Annotated in this window: 15 protein-coding genes; 7 read left to right on the top strand and 8 right to left on the bottom strand. The window is 51.1% G+C overall.

Annotation, left to right across the window (positions count from 1 at the left end; translation table 11 throughout):
* Positions 1–37 precede the first annotated feature (37 nt).
* Together OCU14_RS03700 and OCU14_RS03695 are read right to left on the bottom strand one after the other, a co-directional pair.
* Positions 38–445, bottom strand: a complete 408-nt coding sequence (locus tag OCU14_RS03700) for an SRPBCC family protein (protein ID WP_261809846.1) — start codon at positions 443–445, stop codon at positions 38–40.
* Between the two features lie 74 nt (positions 446–519).
* Positions 520–1,335: a helix-turn-helix domain-containing protein gene (locus OCU14_RS03695; protein ID WP_261809845.1), complete on the bottom strand. Its 816-nt coding sequence runs from the start codon at positions 1,333–1,335 to the stop codon at positions 520–522.
* 215 nt (positions 1,336–1,550) lie between these two features.
* Here OCU14_RS03695 and OCU14_RS03690 point away from each other — a divergent pair, with 215 nt between their 5' ends.
* Positions 1,551–2,360, top strand: a complete 810-nt coding sequence (locus OCU14_RS03690; RefSeq protein ID WP_261809844.1) for a chitosanase — start codon at positions 1,551–1,553, stop codon at positions 2,358–2,360.
* Between the two features lie 72 nt (positions 2,361–2,432).
* Here OCU14_RS03690 and OCU14_RS03685 read toward each other — a convergent pair whose 3' ends face one another.
* From OCU14_RS03685 to OCU14_RS03670, 4 genes are all read right to left on the bottom strand, one after another.
* Entirely contained in the window at positions 2,433–4,835 is a 2,403-nt protein-coding gene (locus OCU14_RS03685) for a BspA family leucine-rich repeat surface protein (RefSeq protein ID WP_261809843.1), read from the bottom strand.
* A gap of 364 nt (positions 4,836–5,199) precedes the next feature.
* A complete protein-coding gene (locus OCU14_RS03680) occupies positions 5,200–6,372 on the bottom strand; it encodes a DUF998 domain-containing protein (RefSeq protein ID WP_261809842.1) in 1,173 nt (390 codons plus the stop codon).
* A gap of 276 nt (positions 6,373–6,648) precedes the next feature.
* Positions 6,649–7,512 carry an aldo/keto reductase gene (locus tag OCU14_RS03675; protein WP_261809841.1) on the bottom strand — a complete coding sequence of 288 codons (864 nt, stop codon included), beginning with the start codon at positions 7,510–7,512 and terminating at the stop codon, positions 6,649–6,651.
* Positions 7,512–8,390 carry an aldo/keto reductase gene (locus OCU14_RS03670; protein WP_261809840.1) on the bottom strand — a complete coding sequence of 293 codons (879 nt, stop codon included), beginning with the start codon at positions 8,388–8,390 and terminating at the stop codon, positions 7,512–7,514. Before OCU14_RS03670 ends, OCU14_RS03675 begins: the two co-directional genes overlap by 1 nt.
* A gap of 115 nt (positions 8,391–8,505) precedes the next feature.
* On the opposite strand from OCU14_RS03670, the gene OCU14_RS03665 reads away from it, so the two are divergent.
* Complete coding sequence (locus OCU14_RS03665) at positions 8,506–9,381, top strand: LysR family transcriptional regulator (protein WP_261809839.1); 876 nt, start codon at positions 8,506–8,508, stop codon at positions 9,379–9,381.
* Between the two features lie 88 nt (positions 9,382–9,469).
* Positions 9,470–10,510, top strand: coding sequence for a zinc-binding dehydrogenase (locus OCU14_RS03660; protein ID WP_261809838.1), 1,041 nt, complete (start codon positions 9,470–9,472; stop codon positions 10,508–10,510).
* A gap of 105 nt (positions 10,511–10,615) precedes the next feature.
* On the opposite strand, the gene OCU14_RS03655 is transcribed toward OCU14_RS03660, so the two are convergent.
* Together OCU14_RS03655 and OCU14_RS03650 are read right to left on the bottom strand one after the other, a co-directional pair.
* Complete coding sequence (locus tag OCU14_RS03655) at positions 10,616–11,794, bottom strand: Ig-like domain-containing protein (protein ID WP_261809837.1); 1,179 nt, start codon at positions 11,792–11,794, stop codon at positions 10,616–10,618.
* Between the two features lie 248 nt (positions 11,795–12,042).
* Positions 12,043–12,618, bottom strand: coding sequence for an NADPH-dependent F420 reductase (locus OCU14_RS03650; RefSeq protein WP_261809836.1), 576 nt, complete (start codon positions 12,616–12,618; stop codon positions 12,043–12,045).
* 358 nt (positions 12,619–12,976) lie between these two features.
* Between OCU14_RS03650 and OCU14_RS03645 the strand changes: the two genes are divergently transcribed.
* From OCU14_RS03645 to OCU14_RS03630, 4 genes are all read left to right on the top strand, one after another.
* Positions 12,977–13,405, top strand: a complete 429-nt coding sequence (locus OCU14_RS03645) for an Rrf2 family transcriptional regulator (protein ID WP_261809835.1) — start codon at positions 12,977–12,979, stop codon at positions 13,403–13,405.
* A 588-nt stretch (positions 13,406–13,993) separates the two neighbouring features.
* The gene (locus tag OCU14_RS03640; protein ID WP_261809834.1) at positions 13,994–14,722 is read left to right on the top strand and encodes a WxL domain-containing protein; all 729 of its coding nucleotides are present in this window, start codon (positions 13,994–13,996) and stop codon (positions 14,720–14,722) included.
* Positions 14,723–14,759: 37 nt separating this feature from the next.
* Entirely contained in the window at positions 14,760–15,791 is a 1,032-nt protein-coding gene (locus tag OCU14_RS03635) for a WxLIP family cell surface protein (protein ID WP_261809833.1), read from the top strand.
* 18 nt (positions 15,792–15,809) lie between these two features.
* On the top strand, positions 15,810–17,270 hold the full coding sequence (locus OCU14_RS03630; protein WP_261809832.1) for an Ig-like domain-containing protein: 1,461 nt from the start codon (positions 15,810–15,812) through the stop codon (positions 17,268–17,270).
* The last annotated feature ends 60 nt before the right edge of the window (positions 17,271–17,330 follow it).

The following is a 17,330-nucleotide window of genomic DNA, read 5'->3' as shown; positions in this document are numbered from 1 at the left end:
CACACCGAGAAATTCTGCGGTGTGCCTGTTTTAACCCCTAGCTCGCGACGATCTGGGCGAGTCGAGTCAGATTCTGGTGAAAGGCGCGCTTCGCAATCGGCGCCATCAATTTGATTGGCAAACCGGTATGATCCGGCACGTACAAGGCCTCTTGAATCAGCGTACCGGCTTCCTTCGCGGTCAGGGTAAAAACCAATCGGTAAGCCAATCGTCCCTGAGTACTCTCATAGGTCACTTGGCCATCCCCTGCCGTCACGGTGATCCGCTCGTGTTGATTCAGCGCCGCACCTTGCCGGGTAACCTCGAAGGCATTTGCCCCCGCTGTCACCGTCGTAATGTCTGGGACCCACTTCAATAGTGACTGCGGGTCGGCCAGAACCTTCTGGCTATCTGCGACCGTCGCCTGGGCTAAGACCTCATTGGTAAAGACTGCTGTGTTTGTCATGTTAAGAACCTCCTCTAGATGATGACCTCATTCTAGCGGGTTCCTCCAAAGGGATAAAATCAGTATCCTGATATTTAGAAACGGTCGTATATTTTTTCGTGAAAGAGTTTGGCGAGTAGCTTCTCGGATCGGCGATAGTCTTCGTCTGCCAAACGTTCACTGCGTTCCGCAATCACGGCCAACAGATGGTAATCGTTAGCCAATAGATAATGGGAGTTATGGTCGGTCGCAAATTGAATCCCCATCACGATCCGTTGCATGGCCGCGTTGTCCCGTTGGGCTTCAAAATCAAAGAGCGCCGCTAAGTAGAACAAAATGTTTAGATTTTCCTCATAGGGACTGTTGGCCAGATCGGCCAACGCCGTAATCACCAGCTTCTGAGCGTCTGCCTGCCGATGCTGGCGCCCTCGCACCAAAGCCAATGACATCTGAGCGATTCGGGTCAGTGTCGTGGGGCGACCACTCACCGCACTCGCTAGACTCAACTGGAAGCTCTGTTCTGCGGCAACGAGGTCGGGGCCCAGCTGAATATCCGTGACCCCCAGATAATAGTAATAGGCCTGGGTCTGTTCATCGGAATCAATCGCCGCCATCACGTCATCTTGTTTTAGAAAGGCCTGAAGTTCTGCATAGCGATGCTGGTTACAGAGCACCTCAACGCGCTGGTTAAACGCCATCTGCGGCCCCACATCGAAGTTCTGAGCCAGACTAATCTCACTTAAACTGATTGTCAGTCGTTCGCATAACCGCATTAAAAGCGTCGCATTGGGCGTATAACGGTCGTTCTCGATTGCCGACAACATCGACTGGGCACAGATGTCCTGAGCCACCTCCCGTTGGGTGAGATGCCGTTGTTGGCGAACCTGTTTGAGTGTCGTGCCTAAACTCATCGTGGTAACCTCCCTTACTTGTTGTTTTGATTATACCGAACTGAACCCTTTTGCCAATGATTAACCACCATCTGCTGAAAATCAATTCAACGTGGGACAAACGATTAAACATCGATTAAGACCACCAACTAATCATTTTAGACCTGAAGGTATCTTGTTAAACTAGAGTAAAGTCTACACACAACCTATCCGTACCGAGAAAGAAGTCTGTCCGCATGAAGCACCAACCAGTCAAAATAATCACAGCAATCGGTCTACTGGCCCTCGCCCTAGCCGGTTGCCAGTCACCATCCGCCACCTCAGGCTATCAACCTGGGCAGACCATCAAGACCGGCCAACGCCGCGACACCACTTTCTCCTTGGTTGCGAGTGCCGAGAATTCAACCACAAATTATCATCGCCAGTACGGTTATATCGAAGATATTGGCGATGGGCGTGGTTATACCGCTGGGATCATTGGGTTCACGACGGCCAACGGCGATCTCCGTCAAGTCATCCAACGTTACGTTCACTTGAAGCCCCAGCACAATGGACTCAAGCCTTACCTGCCCGCTCTCAAGGCCGCCGTTGGGTCCGCAACCCACCATGGCCTGGGTCACCCCTTCATCCACGCTTGGCAACAGGCCGCCAAGGATTCACAACTCGTGCAGGCCGAAAACCATATTCTAGATACCGAGTACCTGAATCCGGTGCTACGCGCGGCTAAACAAGATAATCTGAGCCCGTTGGGACAATACATCTATTACGACGCCATGGTGGTTCACGGTCCTGGTAACGACAAGAGTAGCTTCGGCGGTATTCGTCGTCAAGCCAAACGGCTGGCTAAAACACCGCGTCAGGGCGGTAATGAGGCCCACTATCTCAATGCCTTTCTCAAAGCTCGCACCCCCATCATGCGCCAAGAGGCGGCCCACCACGACCTCTCTCGGCTGACTGCTCAGCGTCAATTCATCCGCGATAAAAATTTTCAACTCAAGCGTCCCCTGAAATGGCAAATGTATGGCGACCATTACCATCTCAACTGATCACAAAGGACCGTTTCCCTCAATCGGGAACGGTCCTTTCATTTTGTTCACATTCAAAAATTTCTTCACAGTCTAAGACACACTGTTGGTCAACGTCCAGGTAATCGTCCCCGAATAACTGTCGGCAACCACACTACCGGAAGCCTTCAGAATCAGGCCGTTACTGGTCCTCCACCCACTCGAGATATCCACGGGTAAATGATCCCCGGTGGTATGGGTCAACACGGGCGTGACCGTATTCCCAATCGTTGTCGCAATCCCGTTATTCTGGTAAGCCACGGTGGCGGCCAGTTGTTTCCCAGTATTAGTACCGGTGAAACCAGAATCACCGAGTTGGGCCATCAAGGTCCATTTGGACCCTAGACTCCGATTATCCTGAACTGCCAAGCTTGGACTAGCAGTCGCCGAATACGTCGTGGCAATTCCCGTCAAGACGTGGGTCCCAAAGTCAACGCTACCTGGGGTATTGCTGAAGAACAGCTCGCCCTGATAAACGTAGGTAACCGTGGTGGCCGTAGTGCTGAATTTACCTGTCGCATTAGCTGGCGTCTGACTCAGCGTATAACCACTGAAGGTCTGCGGCGCGGTCGTGTAAGTCGTCCCAGTATCACCGGTTAAGACCTCATCACTAGCTAGACTAGTGCCATCAGTATCGACATACCGGACGGTCACATGACCTTCCTGGCCCCAGTTATACTGACCAGCCATCGTGCTGCCGTCATAGGTCGTCATCAAGTCTGCGACACTGTAAGACGGTCCATCGGTACCCAATTGCCATTTACCACTATACGGGCTCACCGAAGACGCCGCTGGTAACCCCCAAGCCGTACTACCGTGGAAATCAAAGGCCTTGCCTAACGTCAGGTGCTGTAATTTGTAATCCTGCTGAAAGACCCCAGCGTAACTCGTGACGTTACTCGTATCCCAATTGCTGAGGTCCAATGAGGTTACCTTGCTACAGCCCAAGAACGCGCAGGTCAACATGGTGACCTGACTGGTATCCCAGCTGCTTACCGGCAAAGCTGTCAGCCCAGTATCACCGTTAAAGATATAGTCCATTCTGGTTACAGCACTCGTATCCCACTTGGAAACATCCAGAGTGGTCAACGATGAACAGCTAGCAAAAGTGTTACTTAGCGTCGTCACCTTACTCGTATCCCAGTTGGCAACGTCTAGGCTAGCCAGTTTTGAACAATTAAAGAAAAGGTAGTCCATCGACTGGACCTGACTGGTATTCCACTTGGCAACATCCACGCTAGTCAGCCCCCGACAGTTTCCAAAGAGAGCAGACATCACACTAACTGCCTTCGTATCCCAGTTACCCACTGACAAGCCATTAATCACCGTACAATTATAGAAAAGGTACCCGATATTTGTCGCCTGGCTAGTATTCCAATTAGCAACATCCACCGTGGCTAACTTACTGTCACCTAGAAACAAACTATTGAAGTTCTTGACGGATGCCGTATTCCACTGACCAGTTTCTAGGGTCGTCAGCGAACTGCAGGCGGCAAAGGATCGTGCCAACGTCGTCACATTTCCCAGTTGCCAATCGGCCGTCGTGACAGTGGTTAACGCCTTATCACCATCGAACATTTGGGTCATGTCGGTCACCTGACCATCTTGCCAACCCGTGGTGGTCACGGTCGTCAACGCTGAACACTGATAAAACATCTGTAACGTGGTCGTCACTTGACTGACATTCCAGTTGGACATATCCAAACTGGTTAGCGCTGTACAGCCAGAAAACATTTGTTGGAACGACTTGTCGGCACCAAAGTCAGCATTGGGCATCTGAACCGAAGTCAAACTGGTGTCTCCCTGAAACATACTTCTGGAACCGGTGATACTGGAGAAATCATTATTGCCAAAGTCAAGACTAGTTAGGCTAGTATCGTTTTGGAACATGGCCATCGACTTCGTCGCACCTGCCATATTCAACTTGTCCAATCCGGTAATCGTAGTCACGTTGGGCAAACCAGCGAAGAGAAAACTGTACTGGGTAGTCTTTGCCGTCGTGGTAATCTCACCTTCGATACTGATCGCAGTGATATCTGCGGCATAGTTACCGCCAACGTTAGCCGTCATCGTATCATTCGCCCAAGGCGAAAACGCGGCTGGTAAATACTCGAAAGACCCACCGCTCAGATGCAACACCCCGGCACTGTCAATCCGCCAGGTAACGGAACCATTGGTGCCACGGGCAATATCCGTGGTGGTCGTCGCTCTAGCCAGTGAGGCCTTCGTTACCGATGGGACAGCGCTAGTCTTGCTGTCAGAGCTACTCGTCTCGTTAGACGTACTCGAGACTGCGGAAACATTGCTGGCAACTAATTGGTCCAAAGCCGAACTGTCCGTGGTTGCCGCAGCAGCCGGGACCGGCGTTGACATCAGAAGAACGCCAATGACTGGTGTCAAGCCAATCACTAATGCTGTTAAGACACCTAGCCATTTAAACTGCCATTTGTGCAACATTCTCAACCCTTCTATCATAGCCAACCATTTTTATACTTATTGTTTTCTCATATCGACCATTTGTTATTAAAAAAGTTTTCTGCCATTACTTCTTTATCCTATCATTTTTTGGAAGCGATGACACGTTTTGAATACAACTTTTACCGACTGATATCTCGCCTTTTCCAGTGTTATTTTGAACACTAACTTTCCATTTAACTTCTCATTCTATCAAAGGAAGACGATCTCTCAGCCGCCATCATTTAACAAATTTTCAAATTGCTCCAAATGAAGTAACTGTGGCAGTGATTAGTTAAGACCCTCTCTCTTGCCAAAATGGTATTCAAAAAACCAGCCGCAAATTTTGCGACTGGCTCACTTGGATCTAATTGTTTTCTCTATTTTGAACAATTTCCCCGGCTGTCCCGGTATTGATCAGATTTTCAATCCGATCCAGCAACATCAGCAACCACCCAAAGGCCAAGACAAATGCCATCATCTCAAACGCCGTCAGGGAGAAGTAGCCGACCCAGCGGAAAAGAATTTCCGCCACGAACAAGGCCACCCCGACACCATAGGAGAGATACAGGAATTCCCGAGTTACCTGTGGCAGGAGCCAACGCACCCCGACGATCAGGGCCATGATGAGGTAAACGAGAAAGGTCGCCACTTGGTCATGCAATGCGTGGGAGGACACATTGTTGGGGAAAACCCCAACCAGTCCCAAGTCCACCGCCGTCAGCGTTAATAAGATTCGTAGCACCAACAGCCGACGCGACTTCGGGAAGAACTCCTGGAGACTGACGAAGAGGTAATCGATGAGGGCAATCATCAGCAAGGCCGCAAAGATCAACGTCGCGTTGAATTGCCACCCACTGGAGGCATTGTTCGTCCCCAGGAAACTCAGGTTGTGTTGCCACCAATATCGCTGGTTGTTCACGGCCATCGCAATGACGACGCCGCTAATAATCACCAGGGTTAGTACAGTGGTCAGCACGCCCGCATCCACCATCAAGGCAAAATACACCATAACCAGGTTCACAACGGCACTGAAGACCATAAAAATCACACTAGCCGTGAAGATATCGAAGATGGCTCCCTTGAAGAGTGTTCCCAGTAACCACATACTGCCACTCAACATGAGCACTTCGATCAAGGCAAAGGATAACACGATCACCGGGAAGTTTCGCCAATAAATATTCTGGGTGAAGTGGTTGCGGGGATTATTGCGGTCGCGGATGAAGAACCCCGCAAACAACAGGGTACCTACCACCGTCCCAATCACAATAATCCCGGTCGCCAGTGAGTTGTCCCCCACCAACCGAACCGAATGCAGCCCCTGACTGACACAGTAGATAAAGTAGCCGATAGCTGACAGCAAAGCTAATGCTAGCGGCCATACCAATACCCGACCCTGAAAAATCTGAAGCCGGGGCTCGGCGAACTGGACCACGAGGCGGTCCCGCTTCACCACCAATTTCACCGGTGTGTCCTGATCCAACTTGAGTTGTTCACTCACATCAGCTGGTAACTTCAATTGATACTCGTCTTTCTTCATGCTTTCCCCCATTAATATCGTTATACAATGATCCTTATTATAACAAAGACCACCGCCTGTGAACCGGACGATTTGCAAGGTATCGCAATGACGCAAAAAAAGACCTGCGATAAATCCCAGGTCCTTTGCATCTCAAATTTTATATGGTGGAAACATGCGCACAAAGGCAGCTGGTTCCGCTTAAACCTGATGACCAAACAATCCAAGCCCAGGATTATTCGGTTATCAGCCTCGATGCTTGCCAGCTAATCGCCTTTTGTCACACTCCCACATAACTTAATCGTTGGCGTGAACGTCAAAAGCCTTCAACAACATCTCCTGAACGCCAGGGGCATCAGGATCGTGCATGCCATGCCCCTTATCCAACGCCACCAGACTGGCCATTTCGTCATCAGTCAACGTGAAGTCAAAAATATCCAAGTTACTCTTAATCCGCGCCGCGTGAACCGACTTCGGAAAGACAATGATCCCCAGCTGATTTTCAAAGCGAAGGATAACCTGACCGACATCCTTGCCATACTTCTTGGCCAATGCCGTGATCACCGGATCGGTTAACAGGGATTGATTACCTTGACCCAGGGGTGCCCAGGCTTCTACCTTGACGTCAGCGGGGTCTAACAACCCGCGTAAGGCCTTCTGCTGGGTATATGGGTTCCATTCTACCTGATTGACGGCCGGCATCGTGGTGAAGCTGGGAACGAACTTCTGCCAGATCTTCGGCGTCATGTTAGAAACCCCGATGGACCGAATCTTGCCAGCCTTTTGGCCTTCTTCCATGGCTCGCCAAGCACCCGGAACATCGCCATAAGGCTGGTGAATCAGGTAAAGATCCAGATAGTTCATCCCCAATTTCTTTAGGGAAACATCGATAGCTTTCTTGGCTGGTTCATAGCCGAAGTCTTGGAGCCAGAGCTTGCTGGTTACCCAGATATCTTCGCGGGCCACATCACTGTCGGCGATGGCTTGGCCAACTTCACTTTCATTAAAGTAGGCCACGGCTGTATCAATGTGCCGGTAACCGGCCTTTAAGGCCTCAGTGACGGCCTTGTAGGTCGACCCATCAGCGGGGATTTGAAAGGTCCCAAAGCCGATTGCGGGAATTTTGTTGCCATCATTTAATTTAATCGTTGGTGTTGTCATTAGTCGTTGCTTCCTTTCTTTAATTGGGCCAGGCTAGAGCCAAAAATCTGTTCGATCGTGACAGGATCACGATGGTCGAAGAACTGGCTCTCGTTGCGGTCCAGACTCGTCATCAGTTTCATTTCAGCTGGTGTCAATTCAAAGTCAAACACATCCATATTCTCAATCATCCGTTCACGATGGACGGACTTGGGAATCACGGTAATCCCGCGTTGAAGCAACCACCGTAAGATAACCTGCCCCGTTGCCTTGCCATGTGCTTGGGCAATTTTAGCAATGGTGTCATTGGTAAAGATGTCATGCTTTCCCTCGGCAAATGGGGCCCAAGCTTCAACGCGAACATCTTCGCCTTGGTTAAAGGTCACTTCAGTGGGCTGTTGATACCATGGGTTCACTTCGATCTGATTAATGACGGGTTGCACATCCATGGTTAACTCCAAATTCTTCAATTGGTCGGCATAGAAGTTTGACACGCCGATCGCCCGAATCTTACCGGCGTGGTAGGCTTCTTCCAAAGCGCGCCAAGCCCCCATGGTATCCCCATAGGGTTGGTGCAACAGGTAGAGATCCAAGTAATCCAGACCCAAGCGTTCCAATGAAGCGTCGATACCGGCCTTGGCCCGTTCATAAGTGAACTCAGACACCCACAACTTAGAGGTAATGAATAACGCTTTCCGGTCAATGCCACTCTTCTTAATGGCCCGGCCCACGGCCTCTTCGTTTTGGTAGGCAGTGGCCGTGTCAATCAGCCGATAGCCAACTTCTAAGGCATTGGTGACAGCCTCCTCACAGTCTTTCAAATCAGGGACCTGGAACACCCCAAAACCGAGCTGAGGCATCTTCACGCCATTTTTCAAGGTAATCATTGGTACAGTCATTGTAAACAATCCCTTCCGTTTATCTGATAGTCTTACTATAGGCCCAAGCCAACCGGTTGAAAATTACCAGTTAAGCATGCTAGTATACGAGTAACGTATACTAGGAGCTGAACACATGCTAGATAACTACTTATTAGAAGAATTAGCAACCTTTGCGGCCACTGGCACCCTAGCGGAGACCGCCGCTAAACTGAATGTGACCCAACCCACGGTGACCCGGGGGATGCAGAAACTGGAAGATGATCTCGGCGTCCAGCTCTTCATCCGCCAACCCAACCGGATCACACTGACGGCCACGGGTGAGCTGGCCGCCAAGGAAGCCCAACAGTTAATTACCGCCAACCACGCGGCCGTCGAGCGCATCCGCCACTTTGATCAGAGTCAACGGTCGCTGCGACTGGCCGCCACAATTCCGGGGCCCTTAATCTTCTTAAACACCCTCACTGAGAAATTGCCGACCACCGTCACTTTGGAACACAACCTCCTGCCGACCGCCGCCCCCGAACTCATCTTAAATAACGATTACGACCTCGTCTTCACCACGAGTCCCCTCAAGAATCCAGCGATCACGACCCAACTTATTGGCGTCGAGAAACTAGCCGTCGCCCTCAATCGTTTCATGATTCAGGCCAACCAACCCACGGTCAGTTTCGACGATTTGGCCGGACTGAGCTTCGTGGTCGCCAGTGATATTGGCATATGGCGCGACATCATTCAAGATAGAATTCCCCACGCCAAATTCTTCTATCAAGAACAACGAGCCGCGTTGACCGAAATCACCAAATATTCTGACTTCCCTTACTTCACCTCGAACCTAGGTGGCACTGATGGCCAACTCCCGGTTCCCGCTAGCGACGATGACAACCGGGTCCTCCGCCCAATCTCGGATACCAGCGCCCAACAGCCGATCTACGCGGCCTATCTCCGGGTTAATGCATCCCGCGTGCGGCCTATTCTGACAACATTGAAGGCCCACTGGCCAGCCGAATAGACGCCATAGTGTGGGGTGAACATGCTTTACTTGGTGCACGAAAAACCTTAATATTTAGACTGGAAACACTTAAGGAGGAATTTTATCTATGAAATCTACTGTCTTTATGGAACCAGGTAAAGTCGCCATTGAAAACGTCGACAAACCAACGCTCCAAGCCGACGATGATGTTATCATTCACGTCGTTCGGACCTGTGTCTGTGGCTCCGATCTGTGGGCCTACCGTGGACTAGAAGATAAGGCTAAGCACTCCGAAAATACCGGGCACGAAGCCATCGGGATTGTCGAAGAAGTTGGCTCTGCCATCACCACGGTGGTTCCCGGCGACTTCGTCATCGCTCCATTTACCCACGGTTGTGGCCACTGTGCCGCTTGTCGTGCCGGCTTTGATGGCGATTGCCAGAACCACACCGATAACTTTAGTGTCGGTATTCAAGCCGAATACATTCGCTACCAACACGGCGAGTGGGCCCTCATCAAGATCCCAGGCCAACCAGCCGATTACTCCGAGGGCATGCTGGATTCCCTGTTAGCCTTGGCCGATGTCATGGCAACTGGTTACCACGCCGCTCGTGTTGCCAACGTTAAGACGGGTGACACGGTGGTCGTTGTCGGTGACGGTGCCGTTGGTCTGTGTGGGGTTATTGCCGCCCAGATGCGTGGTGCCAAGCGGATCATTGCCATGAGTCGTCACGAAGACCGGCAAAAGCTGGCTATCGAATTTGGTGCAACGGATATCGTGGCTGAACGTGGCGATGACGCTGTTGCCAAGGTGATGGCTATGACCAACAACGCCGGTGCCGACGCCGTCCTCGAATGTGTTGGGACGGAACAGTCTAACGACACGGCGATGAAGGTTGCTCGTCCCGGTGCCATTGTTGGCCGGGTCGGTCTCCCTCACGAACCTAAGATGGACATGACCAACTCCTTCTACAGCAACACGATCATCGCCGGTGGTCCCGCTTCTGTGACAACCTACGACAAGCAAGTTCTGTTGAAGGCTGTCTTGGATGGCGACATTCACCCTGGCAAGGTCTTCACCCAATCCTTTAGCCTCGATGATATCGACGACGGTTACCAAGCTATGACTGACCGTAAGGCAATCAAGGCTTTAATCAAGATCGACTAGGACCCTAGAATCTTAAAATGCGCAAACAAAGACACCGCATCAGTCTCGTAAGTGAGATTGATGCGGTGTCTTTTGATCAAGCTCTAGCAGTTAAAACCAAGAAAATTAGTGTTTGCGAACACGTAGCCCTACAATACCCGCAACCAAGCTGGCGGCAAATAAAGCTAATCCGACCAGACGGAACTCAGTAGCCGTGTGGCGTTCACCCGTCTGTGGCAAGGTGGTCGCAGACTTCGTCATGAGGTTTGGACGCGTTGTGCTAGCGTTCCCAGATTGACTCGTCGCAGAACTAGTTGCCGGTGTCGCCGATTGCCCACCGTTGTGAACCGGTGTGGTAACACTTGGGTGGCTAGGTGTCGTGACACTAGGATGCTGTGGCGTTTCCGGAATTTGAGTCCCGGGCTCCTCAACCCCAGGAACTTCGGGGTGCCCAGGTTCTTCGACACCGGGTGCTTCAGGATAAGGTTCTTCGCCAGGATATTCTGGGTGTGGTTCCTCGACGCCAGGAACTTCTGGATAAGGTTCTTCGCCGGGTTCTTCAACTCCAGGTTCCTCAGTTCCGGGCTCTTCAGTTCCAGGTTCTTCAGTTCCGGGTTCCTCAACTCCAGGTTCCTCAACTCCAGGTTCCTCGACTCCGGGTTCTTCAACCCCAGGTTCTTCAGTTCCGGGTTCTTCAGTTCCAGGCTCCTCAGTTCCAGGTTCTTCAGTCCCAGGTTCTTCAGGATAAGGTTCCTCAACCCCAGGTTCCTCCGGATATGGCTCCTCGGTCCCAGGTTCTTCTGGTCCAGGTTCAGTAACAGGAGGCTGCGTTTCCTCTTGCTCATCGTGCGCGCCATAGGCTTCAACGTTGATAAACCCTTTTTTACTAATGCCTTGAGAAGAAAAGTAGTTGTTGAAGACAACTCGTCCGGTGAGCGAGTTTTTGGTGACAAAGATTTCTCCTACTGTGCCGATCCCAATATTCGACCCCATTGCAAACGAGCGCGTGCGAGTTATCCGAACATTAGCTGGAAAATAAAAGTACATATAGTCGCCACTATTAATCCGAATATCATTGCTGACTGACCACTTGTATTCTACTCGGTAGCCTTCGTCCAGCGGTAATTCCGCCGTGTGTGAATACACCGTCTTATCCGGATAATGGACAATTTTGGCATCGGCAGCCGAAACGCCACTAGCCTTAATCTCTTTAGCCTTGGCCTGAGCTGTTGCTCCCCCTAAGAAAGCAAATGCGGCTAGTCCAGAGGCAATCAACAACCCAATTCTCTTTAAATTACCTCTCATTTTTCAAACCTCCCCTTTCGACTACTCACTGACCTTGCCGAACACCTCAAAGTTAGCACCTTTATACTCGAGGGGTTATTCATATGGCCGATTAGTAAGTCCCCCTAGCATACAATTTAAAGATACGTGACTTTAGTTCATCCGCTAACCCACCAATTTGGCGCAAAAAAAGTGTGGGGCCACAAGGCCTCACACTTCCGTTACTATCTATTCAGTTCTCAGTCGTGTTGCCCTAGTCAAGTCCACGGCTACTTTAAAACGGCGAAACCACCGGTCCAGCCAATTTGTTCGCTGGCTGCCAAAGTCATTTGTAAGAAACCAAAGCTTTCGAGTTCGCGAGCCCGCTTCAGTGAACCAGCGTTGATGAAGGCCACGCCACTGTCGGTCAAAGCGTCTGCCAATTGTTGCTTAGCAGCGTCGTCATCCCCGGCAGCCATCACCGTCGTTTGTTCCTTGTCGCTAACCTTGCGACTCATTAAGGTGCCGGCGAAGGTCGTGTTGAAGGCCTTGATGACCTTAGAGTCTGGTAACAAAGCAGCAACTTGAGCTGCGGCTGAACTATCAGCAGGAACTTCTAAGCTGTCCCAAGTTTCAAAATTCAGAGGGTTGGAAATGTCGACAACGACCTTACCAGCTAAGGCATCTTTGTTAGCCTTCGCAATGCTCAATGCAGCGTTGTAAGGAACGGCCAAGACCACGATGTCACCTAAGTTCTCAACAGGATCCTTGGAGTCGATGAAAGCGACCTGATTGCCACCTTGTTTGAAAACGTCACCGATTGCTGAACCCATGTTACCTTTACCAAAAATCGTAATTGCTGCCATAATGCATACCCCCTGATTGTTTTTATATTTTTGTATTATTTTTAAGTACACTTTAGAGAATAAGGCATTTCTGATTGAAAGTCAATTCTTTTGTATTTGCTTTGGTGATCTTTTTGAAAATCTACTGGTAAATGCCCTATCCTCAGCATTTAGGTCTTGATAGTCGCCCACGAACACTATTTAGAAAATATTAGTCATTTAAAGATTAATCCAAAGAAATAAAAATAAATCATCTTTTTACCTGACATTTGGCCAAAGCTGTTATAGAATATGATACAGAAATGAATAATTAGCGCACATCCAACGTGTCCGCTAGTTACTTGACACGATTTAACTCACTAAAAAAAGGAGGTCGCTCATGGCGAACACCCAGTTCAGCGATACCATTCATGTCTTGGTCTACGTCGCCTACTTTGAAGGGAAGAAGATGACCAGCCAAGAGATTGCCAGCAGTCTCGAGACATCCCCGAGCCTCATTCGGAAAATCATGGCTAACCTGAAGCACCACGGCTTGTTGGCCCCAACTCACGGTCCCACCCAACTGGCACTGGCCCGTGACCCAGCGACCATCACCCTTCGCGACATTTATGCCACGCTTCCCAACCAAGCGCCACTCCTAAATGTCGATTCCCATACCTCAAAGAATTGTCCCGTGGGGCAGACCGTTCCACCGGTTCTCACCCACTATTATCAAGAAATCCAGGCGGCCGCCGAAGCCAAGATGGCCAAGATTTCTCTTCAGGACGTCCTCAACGACGTCACCCTCATGCAACGCCTAGCAGAATAGAACGTCCCACCGGAAGCCCCGACAATTGTCAGAGCTTCTTTTTTTCACTATTAACAACGACTAGTAACGATGCAAGAGGCTCGAACTAGCCTCAAAACCCGAGCTAACAAGAACAGATAATTCCATGCTATAACGTCCATCGGGAAAACTTGATGTACACCGCTTTCCACTAATATGATGGTCACCAGCAGTCTTAGCCGGAGGAGGCCAGGGATGGAGCCGGCCGTGGTGAGAATGTTAGACCGAGCGGTTTATCTCGGCCTTACATTCTGGGCGACTTTGAAGACACGTGGTCTTCGTGGCTTCAAATCGAGCGAGAAGCCTGGTCCCCAGGCTGAAGCGTCCCCACAGCAGGCGGAATCCCTGGCAGCCGCAGGCGGCCAATCCTAGAACACCTCCCATCAATTACCCACTGAACAATCCAACTTTTACCAGTTAGTATACGCAATTTCTTAAGCATACCCTTTTGATACTTGCTTAGCCTGACCCCTGCTAGGATAAGGTTGCCGCCAAGAGAAAGGGTCCGAATCCAGACCTAAAGAAGTTGTCACTGCAGTTATTTTTTCGTATAGATTGGAGGTAAATACCATGCGTGTCATGAAATTAGTGAGTGGTGTCGGGAGTAGTGTTGCGATTACAATGCTGGCCTTAGCCCTCACCCCTTTGGTTGCGCTCGCCGCAGGTCCTGGGACTTCTACCAGTAACCTGACGACCATTTCCAGTGGCTATGTGGCAGACAGCACGGGAGGTGCCGAGGCCACGTCCAACGCCGAATTTACCGTTACGCCTGGGCCCCTGAGTTTGAATCAGGTGCCTAACATTGTCTTCGGTAGCGTCGGCGTCAAGGACGTTGCATCAGCCGATACCAGCGTGCCAATCTCAACCGGTACCCCAACTGGCGGAGCCGGCTATGATGGCAATAACACTGGTGCGTTGAACGTTTCCGACTACCGTGGTGACCATGACGGCTGGTCTCTGACCGTCGGCATGAGTCCCTTCACGTCAGGAAGCAACAGCATCACCAATGCGCAACTGACCCTCGACGAAACGGCGGGAACGTTGGACAACACCGCCACCGCCGCACCATTGAGCTTGACGCTGCCACAATCCAACGTCACTAACGGTTGGATCAGCAGCCCTAAGACTCTATGGACCGCTGCCGCAAACTCTGGCGAAGGTAGCAACAGTGCTACCACCGCGGCTTCTAGCAAATTAACGATTACAAAACAACCAGACGTTTCCGCTGGGACTTACAACGCGACGCTGTACTGGGCATTACAGAATGCCCCAACACCAGCCACCACGCCAGCTCAATAGGATAAACGCCTAGCTGTCGATGAAGGTGGGGCTGACTATGAAATTAAAATGGTTTAACTGGTGCCTCCTGGTCTTAGCTGTGGTGGCTGGGATCTTCGTGGGTGTCCCTGCGTTGGGTAAAGCCGCGCAGACACCACCCACGAACTTCTTTGCGACCCCACTGCTACCCAAGAACCAACTCACCACAAAAGCAGGATATTTTGATTTAAAGGTGCTACCTGGAACGACTCAAAATTTGAAATTGGCCGTTACTAATCCTGGGAATACGCAAAAGACGTTGCAGGTCATCCCCGTCAACGCCACGACTGCTGACTCGGGCAACGCCGTCTACGTCCCTTCCAATCGAACCGACCCGTCGGCACAAACGACCTTTACCAAGATGACTTCAGGCGCCGTGACGGTCACGCTCGCCCCTCATCAGGGGAAGACCGTGACCTTCAAAACCACCATTCCTACCGGCGGATTTCAAGGTGAGGTCTTGGGTGGTCTCTTTGTGACGGACCCGCAAGCGAGTGCCGCCGCAATCAAGAACGGTGGTTCCTCCAGCTTCCGCCTGCATAACCGCTATGCTTTGGTTACCGCAGTTGCACTGTGGTGTCACCCGAATCAACGCCTAACCACGATGTTAAAGCTCGCCAAGGTCACAATCGCCAATTCAGACACGAATCCCGTCGTCCAAGCCAAGATTCGTAACTTGACTCCCGCTCTCTTCGGAGATCTACAGGGAACGGCACGAATCACTAGCGCCAAGACGGGAAAGCAGGTTGCCCGTCAGGACCTGAAGAATGGGTCCATGGCGCCCAACAGTTGGTTTAACTATGGTGTTCCATTGGGAAACAAACCCCTTGCGGCCGGTCAGTACACACTCAATCTTCACCTGACCAGTGGCAAGCGAGTTTGGAATTTCAGTCATTCCTTCTCACTAACTAAGAAGGAAGCTCGCGAACACAACACCATCGTTCGACCAGAACGTGGCGTGGATTGGTGGTTCTGGTTACTTTTGGCCCTCCTGTTAGCATTGCTCATCTTCGGTGCTTACTGGTTAGGCAAACGGCGTTCACGTTCGTAACTTCGGGAGGTGTGAACGATGCGTAATTGGAAACGATTACTAAAAATGGGGCTAGTGGGACTGATGGTTGTCATCGGTTCCTTAAGTCTCTGGGTTCCCGCCCAAGCGGCATCTTCCGCCCCACAAACACCAACGTCATCTCCCGTGTCAATTATGGGTATCAACCTAGCCGGGGGCTTTACGCAAGAACCGTTGGATTCTAACCAAGTTTCTGGACACACTGTCACGCTGGCTGCAAAAGGAACGCGGAACATTTTGGAAGCCGCAACCAACCCCTTTGGGAGTCGGAAGTACGTTTGGTGGGAATCAACCGATGGTGGCAACACGTACAGTACGGTCGGGTCAAATAGCACAACCTATACCTTTACCGCACCTAACGTCACGCAGCCAACCGAACTTCTCTTCCAAGCTGAGTATGATTTCACCGGAATTGGGCTCTTCTACAACGAGTGGTCACGGATTGCAGCCGTCGAAGTCGAACCCAGCCGGGTACCCGCGACAGCCATCAAGGTCACAGCTGATAAGACTTACCTGAATAACAGCGATACGACCTTGGTTCATGCGGACCTCACGCCAAGTAACTCCACCGATCAGGTGACCTGGACCAGTAGTGATCCTAGTCTCGCCACGGTCGATGAATACGGTGACGTCACAGCAACCGATGTTTCCAGCAAGACCGATGGCACCGCGCATGACCACGGAACCGTCACCATTACCGGGAAAGCCAACGGCCATAGCGACGACGTTAAGATTACCATTGGGGCCCTCCAAGACGTCAATACAGTTGAGGGCAAGGCAGCGACATTTAGTCTCAAAGACTTACCGGATGGGGTTACGGTTAACAACTGGTATCGTGTTCAGGACGGCGAAAGTACCGCGCTGAATTCCACCGATACCAGCTACACGATTAATAAGCCGACCCAGGCCGGGGATGATGGCACGTCCTACTACGCCGTGCTCAACTACACGGTCAGTGGTAGCACCAAAACCATCACCACCAACTCCGCGAAACTGAATGTCGAGAAGAGTGGCTTGATCTCTTTAACCGCCGTGCCCGACTTCAACTTTGGCGATGTGGACCTGCTTGATCTGAGTCAAGGACTCACCTTAGACAACCTCGATGCTATCGCTGACGGCCAAGCCTATGATGGTAACAGCAACGGTTCCCTATCGGTCATGGATAGTCGCGATACCGGCGGATCTTGGACACTTACCGCCGCCCTACAGCCATTTGGCTTTGTTGGGAGCAATGGTGGCCAACTGGGATCCACTAGCCTGGACCTCTATGATCCGAACAACCGGTTAGATATCACGATTCCGGACAACGACCAGGCCACGTCAATCTACACCTCCAGCGACTACGATGGTCAAGACTGGGATGTCAGCAACAGTCAACTCGACATGGGTGCCAGCCCACTAGCTAGCGCTGGTAGCTACGAGAGTACCGTCACGTGGACACTCACCGTAGCTCCAAGCTAAGTAGTCACCTAAAAAACCAGAATTGCTCCTGTAAGGGGAGTGATCCTGGTTTTCGTTTGG

Source organism: Levilactobacillus humaensis (assembly GCF_024345185.1).
In the GTDB taxonomy this organism is placed as follows: Bacteria; Bacillota; Bacilli; order Lactobacillales; family Lactobacillaceae; genus Levilactobacillus; species Levilactobacillus humaensis.
This window is presented reverse-complemented; position numbering and strand designations above follow the sequence as displayed.

Excerpts from the sequence above, each read along its gene's own strand:
- OCU14_RS03700 (WP_261809846.1), bottom strand. The coding sequence starts at position 445 with ATGACAAACACAGCAGTCTTTACCAATGAGGTCTTAGCCCAGGCGACG.
- OCU14_RS03695 (WP_261809845.1), bottom strand. The coding sequence starts at position 1,335 with ATGAGTTTAGGCACGACACTCAAACAGGTTCGCCAACAACGGCATCTC.
- OCU14_RS03690 (WP_261809844.1), top strand. The coding sequence starts at position 1,551 with ATGAAGCACCAACCAGTCAAAATAATCACAGCAATCGGTCTACTGGCC.
- OCU14_RS03685 (WP_261809843.1), bottom strand. The coding sequence starts at position 4,835 with ATGTTGCACAAATGGCAGTTTAAATGGCTAGGTGTCTTAACAGCATTA.
- OCU14_RS03680 (WP_261809842.1), bottom strand. The coding sequence starts at position 6,372 with ATGAAGAAAGACGAGTATCAATTGAAGTTACCAGCTGATGTGAGTGAA.
- OCU14_RS03675 (WP_261809841.1), bottom strand. The coding sequence starts at position 7,512 with ATGACAACACCAACGATTAAATTAAATGATGGCAACAAAATTCCCGCA.
- OCU14_RS03670 (WP_261809840.1), bottom strand. The coding sequence starts at position 8,390 with ATGACTGTACCAATGATTACCTTGAAAAATGGCGTGAAGATGCCTCAG.
- OCU14_RS03665 (WP_261809839.1), top strand. The coding sequence starts at position 8,506 with ATGCTAGATAACTACTTATTAGAAGAATTAGCAACCTTTGCGGCCACT.
- OCU14_RS03660 (WP_261809838.1), top strand. The coding sequence starts at position 9,470 with ATGAAATCTACTGTCTTTATGGAACCAGGTAAAGTCGCCATTGAAAAC.
- OCU14_RS03655 (WP_261809837.1), bottom strand. The coding sequence starts at position 11,794 with ATGAGAGGTAATTTAAAGAGAATTGGGTTGTTGATTGCCTCTGGACTA.
- OCU14_RS03650 (WP_261809836.1), bottom strand. The coding sequence starts at position 12,618 with ATGGCAGCAATTACGATTTTTGGTAAAGGTAACATGGGTTCAGCAATC.
- OCU14_RS03645 (WP_261809835.1), top strand. The coding sequence starts at position 12,977 with ATGGCGAACACCCAGTTCAGCGATACCATTCATGTCTTGGTCTACGTC.
- OCU14_RS03640 (WP_261809834.1), top strand. The coding sequence starts at position 13,994 with ATGCGTGTCATGAAATTAGTGAGTGGTGTCGGGAGTAGTGTTGCGATT.
- OCU14_RS03635 (WP_261809833.1), top strand. The coding sequence starts at position 14,760 with ATGAAATTAAAATGGTTTAACTGGTGCCTCCTGGTCTTAGCTGTGGTG.
- OCU14_RS03630 (WP_261809832.1), top strand. The coding sequence starts at position 15,810 with ATGCGTAATTGGAAACGATTACTAAAAATGGGGCTAGTGGGACTGATG.